The organism is Sphingomonas mollis, from assembly GCF_016427505.1.
Classification (GTDB): domain Bacteria; phylum Pseudomonadota; class Alphaproteobacteria; order Sphingomonadales; family Sphingomonadaceae; genus Sphingomonas; species Sphingomonas mollis.
This window is the reverse complement of record NZ_JAELXS010000008.1, coordinates 220,151-228,043: the sequence shown is the minus strand read 5'-3', so window position 1 is coordinate 228,043 and position 7,893 is coordinate 220,151. Positions and strand designations below refer to the sequence as shown.

Below are 7,893 nucleotides of genomic sequence, written 5' to 3'. Positions count from 1 at the left end.
CTGACCACCCCAACACCTGCTCGTAAGCGGCGCCGCTGCGGTGACACCCCTCTACGGATGGAGATGGAGGGCGTCAATGAGGTTGTGACCGTTTTGCGTAAAAAATATGAAAAACCGGTGATTCATCAGGTGCTTGCCAATGGATACCAATTGATACCGCATCGTCCCGCCATCGAAAAACCCGGCCGAATCACCACCGCTTGAGCGAATCACGATTCGGTTTCATGCTGTCACCATGACCCAGCCCCCCGCCGGATTGGACGACCTCGATTATGCGCGCTTCGCCTGGGGCCGGTTTCGACATCTGCTCAGCTGGATGACCGTCGTGGCGGCGATCTGCGCCAGTGCCGTCATCGTTGCGATGGCGCATATCCAGGGGCCGCTTCATCTCGTCACCATGGCCGCGGTGATCGGTGGCGTCGGCGGATCGGTGATGCTCGCCGGCCTGTTGATGGGCCTCGTCTTCCTGAGTTCGGGGTCGGGCCATGACGAGGATGTCGAGCGCATCGACTGAGCGGCCCTGTCGAACCCGCAAACAAAAAGGGCCGGCATCGATGCGATGCCGGCCCCTCCCGTTTCAGCGATGCCCGTTTGGCAACGGGCGTGTCAGTCAGCCGGCGCCGACTTCGTCCGGCGTCACTGTCCGGATACGACGGCGGCGTGGCTTCGGCGCCTCGCCGCTGGCATCGGCATCATTGGCGGCGGCGATCCCGAGCGACGGGGGCAGGCGATCCGCATCGACGCCGTTGCTCTCGACCATCGGCGCGGCATCGACCTGGGCGGCATCCTGAACATCGGGCTGCACCGGCTGCGCATCGCGCCGGGGACGGCCACGACGACGGGGCTGCGGCGCATCCGCTTCCAGTACCGCCTCGGCCCGCTCCTGCAGATTCTCGCCCGACGCGACCGGATCGGCACGATGCTGGCCGGCGACCTCCACCTCTACGCGGGGTTCGGGCGCCTGTTCGGCCTGACGTGGCGCGCGATCCTCACGCTCCCAGCGGCGCGGACGCTCGCCGTCGTTGCGCGGCGCATCGTAACGCTGGCCGTCGTTTCGGACGGCCTCATTACGTTGGCCGTCGTTGCGCGGCCCCTCATTACGCTGGCCTTCGTTGCGCTGACCCTCATAACGGGGCGCATCGTTGCGATTGCCGTCCTGACGCGATTCGTTGCGGGGGCGTGCGTCGCGCTGGCGATCATCGCCCTGCTGACGATCCTCGCGTGGCCGATCCTCACGGATTCGTTCGTTGCGCGGACGATCATCGCGATTGCCGTCGCGGTTGCGCTCCTGCCGGGCGGCCTCACCCTGCTCGCCGGCGCGGATCGGTTCGCCCTCGTCGCCGTAATCGTCGTCGCCATCCATGTCGAAATCGGACTGCTGACGACGCGGCTGCTGCTCTTCGAAGCGACCGCGCTGATCGCTCAGCACCCGAAAATAATGGTCCGCGAACTGGTGATAATATTCGGTGTTCACCCGGTCGCCCTGACGCTGTGCGTCGGCGGCCAGATTCTTGTACTTCTCGTACAACTGGTTCGCATTGCCGCGGGCACGGTTGTCGATGCGATTGCCGTTGTCGGGACGTCCCTGGCCACCCTGACGCGGGCCGCCCGTATTGCCGGTACCACCACTACCATTGCCGCCGCGACCACGACGACGGCCAGCCTGTTGCTGCCGATTGTTGATCAAGCTTGTTGTCCTTGTCCCAACGCTGAAACGGGCTCCCGGGCACGGCCCCCATGGCTGACATCGCCGCATGACACCTTGGCCGACGCGCCGCCGGGCCTGCCACAGCCGCGAAATGCGACGTCATGACGATGGGTGCGGGTCGCCGTGCGATCCTGGACTATCATCGAAGATCGTGTGCCCCGACCTGCTCATAGCGGGGGAGCAACCCGTCCGACAAGCGAAATATGGACGCAACGCGTACCACTTCAAGGCAAAAGCCCGCTTAGCTGGCCAGCAACGCCCGCGACCGGCCGCCCAGATCGCGGTGTTCCGTCACGCCCAGCCCCGCCGCGCGCAGCAGATCGCCCACCGCCTGCGCCTGCGTCCAGCCGATCTCCAGCACCACCGCGCCACCCGGCGCCAGCAGGCCGGGCAACGCCGGCACCAGCCGCCGGTAATCGTCCAGCCCGTCCGCGCCGGCATACAGCGCCGACACCGGCTCATGCGCCGCCACCTCGGGCGGCAGGGTCTCGTCGGTGGCGATATAGGGCGGATTGGCGACGATCAGGTCGAACCGACCCGCCACCGCCGCCGTCCAGTCGCCCTGCACCAGCGCGACCCGACCCCCGAAGCCCCGCGCGTTCCGCCGGGCATAGGCCAGCGCCGCCGCCGACCGATCGATCCCCAGCCCCCGCGCCGCCGGCCATTCGTCGAGCAGCGCCAGCAGCAACGTCCCCGGCCCGGTGCCCAGATCGAGTACGCTGGCCGGCGGTCGCCCCGCGAAATGCGCCAGCGCCGCGGCGATCACCGTCTCGCTGTCCGCACGCGGTACCAGCGCGCCGGGGCCGACCGCCAGATCCAGCGTCCAGAACCCCCGCACGCCGGTGATATAGGCGACGGGTTCATGCCCCGCCCGCCGCTCGACCAGCGCCGCGAAGTCCGCCGGCACCGACCGTTCCATATCCAGCAGCAATGCCGACCGGTCGATCCCCAGCGCATGCGCCAGCAGCAGTTCGGCATCGAGCCGTGGCGTATCCGAAAACCCGAATCGCGCCGCCGCCCCGGCCAGCGCCGCCCGCACCGCGCCGCGCGGCATCTCAGCCATCGAGGCTCGCCAGCCGCTCCGCCTCGTCCTCGGCGATCAGCGCGCCGATCAGCTCGTCCATCTCGCCGACCAGAATCTCGGGCAGGCGATGCAGCGTCAGGTTGATGCGATGATCCGTCACCCGCCCCTGCGGGAAGTTATAGGTGCGAATCCGCTCCGACCGGTCGCCCGATCCCACCATCGCCTTGCGCGTGCCGGACCGTTCGGACGCCAGCCGCTCGCGCTCCGCCTCGTACAGCCGCGTCCGCAGCACCTTCAGCGCCTTGGCCTTGTTCTTGTGCTGCGATTTCTCGTCCTGCTGGATCACGACCAGCCCGGTGGGCAGATGCGTGATGCGGACCGCGCTGTCGGTGGTATTGACCGACTGGCCGCCGGGGCCGGACGAGCGATAGACGTCGATGCGCAGGTCGCGCGCCTCGTCGATCTTCACATCGACCTCCTCCGCCTCCGGCAGCACCGCGACGGTCGCGGCGGAGGTGTGGATGCGCCCGCCCGCCTCGGTCGCCGGCACCCGTTGCACGCGGTGGACGCCCGATTCGAACTTCAGCTTCGCGAACACGCCCTGCCCCGTCACCGACGCGACGACTTCCTTGAAGCCGCCCGCGTCCGACGAGCTGGCCGAGATCATCTCGACGCGCCATCCCTGCCCGTCGGCATAGCGCTGGTACATGCGGAACAGGTCGCCCGCGAACAGCGCCGCCTCGTCGCCGCCGGTGCCGGCGCGGATTTCGAGCATCGCCGCGCGTTCGTCTGCCGCATCGCGCGGCAACAGCGCGAGCGCCAGGCGATGATGCGCGGCATCGAGCGCGGCCTTGTTGTCGCGCAGTTCGTCGGCGGCCATCTGCCGCAGTTCCTCGTCGCCATTATCCTCGGCCATATAGGCCAAGCTCTCCGCCTCCGCCCGCAGCCGCCGCACCTCGCCCGCCGCCTGCGCCACGGGTTCCAGCTCGGCATATTCCTTCGACACCGCCACGAAGCGATCGCCGGGCAGATCGCCGGTCGCCATCTGCGCCGCGAGTTCATCCCGCCGCGCCTCGATCGCGCGGATGCGGTCTGGGGAAATGGGGGTCATGCCAAAGGACTTACGACGACATCTAGCTGAGCACCTCGCGGTGTCTCCCAAGATTTGCTGACACGAAAATTTCGTTCAAGCACGGCAATTATCGTCGCGACGTGGGCATCACCCAGTTCGTGCTCATGATTTGCCCGAACCGACACACCTGCATGACCAAGCTGATCGGGTCCAAACTGGTCACAAGCAACGATTACCCGTCCACCGGACTTTACCCTAGAAGCCTCTTCAAATCGCTTTTTCGCTTTGCCTCGGAAAGCCATGTCGGCGCTAAGTCCAGCACGTCGAAGCACAGCAAGCATCTGCGTCGCTATCATTTCAGCCGCCGCCGTTTCAGGAATCACAGTGACACTGGGCCGAGACGCCTCAACCTCAGGCACCAGCATCGCCAACCGCTCGACCCCCGCCGCCCAGCCGACGCCAGCCGTCGCCGGCCCGCCCAGCGACTCGATCAGCCCGTCATAGCGCCCGCCCGCCAGCACGGTGCCCTGCGACCCCAACCGGTCGGTGACGAATTCGAACGCGGTATGCCGGTAATAATCCAGTCCCCGCACCAGCCGCGGATTGCGCACCCACGCCACCCCCGCCGCATCCAGTCCAGCCGTCACCGCATCGAAGAACGCCCGCGCCTCCACGGTCAGATACGCATCGATGTCCGGCGCCGAATCCGCCGCCGGCCGATCGCGCGGGTCCTTCGAATCTAGGATGCGCAGCGGGTTCTTCGCCAGCCGCGTCAGGCTGTCTTCGGACAGGTCCGCCCGGTGCGCCTCGAAATGCGCGACCAGCGCCTCGCGCCACGCATCGCGAGTCTCCGCATCGCCCAGCGTATTCAGCTGGAGCGTCACGCCCTCAATGCCCAGTTCGCGCAACAACTGGTCCGCCAGCACCAGCAATTCCACATCCGCCGCCGGCTCGGGCGCGCCGATCACCTCGGCGTCGATCTGGTGGAACTGACGATACCGCCCCTTTTGCGGCCGCTCGTACCGGAACACCGCGCCACTCGTTGCCAGCTTCAGCGGCGCATATTGCTGCCACCCCTCGGTCAGGTACGCGCGTGCCAGCCCGGCGGTGAATTCGGGGCGAAGCGTCAGCGAATCACCGCCGCGATCGGGGAAGGAGTACATCTCCTTCGACACCACATCCGTCGTCTCGCCGATCGACCGGGCGAACACCTCGGTCGCCTCGAACACGGGAATGTCGACGCGCTGGAAGCAATACAGCGCACGCACGCGCTCGAACGTCGCCAGCACATGCGCGAAACGCCGCTGTTCGTCGCCGAAGATGTCCTGCGTGCCGCGCACGCGATGGGGGGTCTGGATACGGGCCATAAGAGCGCGGCTATCTAGGCGAGCGGACGGACAAGCGCTAGCGCCCACACATGGCGCACAAGCTCGAAACGCAATCGGTGTGGTGGGGTCTGGGACAACGCGTGGCGCCACCGCGCTTCGTCCTGTTCGTGATCGTCTTCCTCGCCGCGCTGGCCGCGTGCATCCCCTGGCTGGGGCGCGGGCGGGGCATCATGGCCGCGTTCGATATCGGCGCGACCGTGTTCCTGATCTCGATCGCCACGCTGCTGGGGCATGGCGAGGCCGCCCGGATGCGCGCCGCCGCGCGGTTGAACGACGCAAACCGCGCCGTCCTGCTCGGCTTCACCGGCGTCACGATGATCGTCATCCTCGTCGCGGTGGCCGGCGAGCTGAAGGGGCGCAACGACACCCTGTCGATCGTCCTCGTCGTCAGCACGCTGGTGCTCGCCTGGCTGTTCTCGAACACCATCTACGCGCTCCACTACGCCCATCTCTATTATTCGGAAGGCGACGACGGCAAGGACGAGGGCGGGCTGGGCTTCCCCGGTGACGGCACGCCCGATTACTGGGATTTCGCCTATTTCAGCTTCACGCTCGGCATGACGTTCCAGACGTCGGACGTCGAGATCGGCAACCGCCGCATCCGCCGCGTGGTGCTGGGCCAGAGCATGGCCGCCTTCGTGTTCAACATCGGCGTGCTGGCGTTCACCATCAACGTCCTCGGCGGCGGCGGCTAAAGGACTGGACGGCTGACCTTTCGCCCGCCTAAACCTGCGACCATCCCCATCCATAAGGGTTCTTCATGACCGTCAAGCCAGTCGTCGCCTGCCTGTTGTCGTCCGCTCTCGCCATCCCCCTTGCCGCCCCCCTCGCCGCGCAAGTCCCCGCCGGCAACACCGCGCCGCAACCGGTGCCGATCGTCGATACCATCCCGGCGGCGCGCGACATCGCCTATCCCGGCACGATCCAGCTCGACGTGGATGCGACGGACACCGAACGCGGCATCCTGCGCGTGAAGGAGACGATCCCGGTGGCACAAGCCGGGGCGATGACGCTGCTGTTCCCGAAATGGCTGCCCGGCGCGCATTCGCCGCGCGGCGAGATCGAAAAGCTCGCCGGCCTCGTCATCCGCGCCAGTGGCCGCATCGTGCCGTGGACGCGCGATCCGGTCGACGTGTTCGCCTTCCACATCGACGTGCCGTCAGGCGCCAAGTCGCTGGACGTGCAGTTCCAGTTCCTGTCGGCGACCAAAGCCGATCAGGGCCGCATCGCCGTGACCCCGACGATGGTCAGCCTGCAACCCAATTCGGTCAGCCTGTATCCGGCCGGCTATTACACCCGCCGCATTCCGATCCGCATGACCGCGCGGTTCCCGACCGGCTGGACCGCCGCCGGCGCATTGCCGGCCAAGATGTCGGGATCGACCTATACCTACGACACGACGAACTATGAGATCCTTGTCGATTCGCCCGTCCTCGCCGGCAAGTACGGCAAGACCTGGGCGCTGACCCCGCGCGTGAACCTGAACGTCTTCGCCGACGATCCGAAGGAACTGGCCGCCACCCCCGAACAGATCGACGCGCACAAGCGGCTGGTCGATCAGGCGGTGAAGACCTTCGGCGCGCAGCATTACGACAAATATGAATTCCTGCTGTCGATCACCGATCAGCTGGGCGGCATCGGACTGGAACATCATCGCAGTTCCGAAAACGGCGTGAACCCCGGCTATTTCATCGACTGGGAAAACAGCGTCACCCGCCGTAACCTGTTGCCGCACGAATTCACGCATAGCTGGGACGGCAAGTTCCGCCGTGGCGCCGACCTGTGGACGCCCGATTTCCGCACGCCCATGCGCAACTCGCTGCTGTGGGTGTACGAGGGCCAGACCCAGTTCTGGGGCTATGTGCTGCAGGCCCGCTCCGGCCTCGTGTCGAAACAGGATACGCTCGACGCCTATGCCGCGACGATCGCGATCTACGACGCGGCCCGTGGTCGCCAGTGGCGGCCGCTGATCGACACCACCAACGATCCGATCATCTCGGCCCGCAAGCCCAAGGGCTGGACCAGCTGGCAACGGTCGGAGGATTATTACAATGAAGGGCTGATGGTCTGGATGGAGGTCGATGCGATGCTCCGCCAGAAATCCGGCGGCACGAAGTCGATCGACGATTTCGCCCGCGCCTTCTTCGGCATCCGCGACGGTGACTGGGGCGAGGTGACGTACACCTTCGCCGATGTCGCCGCGACGTTGAACCGCATCCTGCCCTATGACTGGGCCGGCTTCTTGCAACAGCGCCTGACCGAGACGGGCAAGCCCGCCCCGACGCAAGGGTTCGCGATGAACGGCTACAGCCTGATCTACACGACCGAACCGACCAGCTATTTCACCAAGTCCGAGCGGACGCGCGGCACCGATGTCAGCTATTCGCTGGGCCTCGTCGTCAACAAGGAAGGCGCCGTCACCACGTCAATCTGGGATTCGCCCGCCTATACCGCCTCAATCGATGTCGGTTCGCAGATCGAGGGCGTGAACGGCCAGTCTTACAGCGGCGACCGGCTGAAGGCCGCGATCCTGGCCGCGCGTGGCACGAAGGAGCCGATCCGGCTGCTTGTCCGGAATGGGGAACGCTTCCGCGATGTCGTCATCGACTATCACGACGGCCCCCGCTATCCGCGCCTGCAGAAGACCGGCACCGGCGAGACGGGCCTCGATCGCCTGCTTGCGCCGCGGTGACCGGTTATT

Annotated in this window: 8 protein-coding genes; 4 read left to right on the top strand and 4 right to left on the bottom strand. The window is 66.6% G+C overall.

All coding sequences use genetic code 11. The features are described 5' to 3' along the window. Together JAO74_RS14975 and JAO74_RS14970 are read left to right on the top strand one after the other, a co-directional pair. A partial coding sequence (locus tag JAO74_RS14975) for a hypothetical protein (RefSeq protein ID WP_233151035.1) occupies positions 1-204 on the top strand: 204 nt, incomplete at its 5' end. 31 nt (positions 205-235) lie between these two features. Then, positions 236-514 (top strand): hypothetical protein, encoded by a 279-nt coding sequence (locus tag JAO74_RS14970; protein ID WP_199039794.1) that lies wholly within the window; start codon positions 236-238, stop codon positions 512-514. Positions 515-610: 96 nt separating this feature from the next. On the opposite strand, the gene JAO74_RS14965 is transcribed toward JAO74_RS14970, so the two are convergent. From JAO74_RS14965 to hisS, 4 genes are all read right to left on the bottom strand, one after another. After that, positions 611-1,687 carry a DUF4167 domain-containing protein gene (locus JAO74_RS14965; protein WP_199039791.1) on the bottom strand — a complete coding sequence of 359 codons (1,077 nt, stop codon included), beginning with the start codon at positions 1,685-1,687 and terminating at the stop codon, positions 611-613. Positions 1,688-1,949: 262 nt separating this feature from the next. After that, entirely contained in the window at positions 1,950-2,762 is an 813-nt protein-coding gene (prmC, locus tag JAO74_RS14960) for a peptide chain release factor N(5)-glutamine methyltransferase (protein ID WP_199039878.1), read from the bottom strand. A gap of 1 nt (position 2,763) precedes the next feature. Beyond that, complete coding sequence (gene prfA, locus JAO74_RS14955) at positions 2,764-3,843, bottom strand: peptide chain release factor 1 (RefSeq protein ID WP_056532006.1); 1,080 nt, start codon at positions 3,841-3,843, stop codon at positions 2,764-2,766. Continuing rightward, on the bottom strand, positions 3,840-5,171 hold the full coding sequence (gene hisS, locus JAO74_RS14950; RefSeq protein WP_199039788.1) for a histidine--tRNA ligase: 1,332 nt from the start codon (positions 5,169-5,171) through the stop codon (positions 3,840-3,842). Before hisS ends, prfA begins: the two co-directional genes overlap by 4 nt. A gap of 50 nt (positions 5,172-5,221) precedes the next feature. Between hisS and JAO74_RS14945 the strand changes: the two genes are divergently transcribed. Together JAO74_RS14945 and JAO74_RS14940 are read left to right on the top strand one after the other, a co-directional pair. Then, positions 5,222-5,887 (top strand): DUF1345 domain-containing protein, encoded by a 666-nt coding sequence (locus JAO74_RS14945; RefSeq protein WP_199039783.1) that lies wholly within the window; start codon positions 5,222-5,224, stop codon positions 5,885-5,887. A gap of 65 nt (positions 5,888-5,952) precedes the next feature. Then, positions 5,953-7,884 (top strand): M61 family metallopeptidase, encoded by a 1,932-nt coding sequence (locus JAO74_RS14940; protein ID WP_199039781.1) that lies wholly within the window; start codon positions 5,953-5,955, stop codon positions 7,882-7,884. The last annotated feature ends 9 nt before the right edge of the window (positions 7,885-7,893 follow it).

Excerpts from the sequence above, each read along its gene's own strand:
- hisS (WP_199039788.1), bottom strand. The coding sequence starts at position 5,171 with ATGGCCCGTATCCAGACCCCCCATCGCGTGCGCGGCACGCAGGACATC.
- prfA (WP_056532006.1), bottom strand. The coding sequence starts at position 3,843 with ATGACCCCCATTTCCCCAGACCGCATCCGCGCGATCGAGGCGCGGCGG.
- JAO74_RS14945 (WP_199039783.1), top strand. The coding sequence starts at position 5,222 with ATGGCGCACAAGCTCGAAACGCAATCGGTGTGGTGGGGTCTGGGACAA.
- JAO74_RS14940 (WP_199039781.1), top strand. The coding sequence starts at position 5,953 with ATGACCGTCAAGCCAGTCGTCGCCTGCCTGTTGTCGTCCGCTCTCGCC.
- prmC (WP_199039878.1), bottom strand. The coding sequence starts at position 2,762 with ATGCCGCGCGGCGCGGTGCGGGCGGCGCTGGCCGGGGCGGCGGCGCGA.
- JAO74_RS14970 (WP_199039794.1), top strand. The coding sequence starts at position 236 with ATGACCCAGCCCCCCGCCGGATTGGACGACCTCGATTATGCGCGCTTC.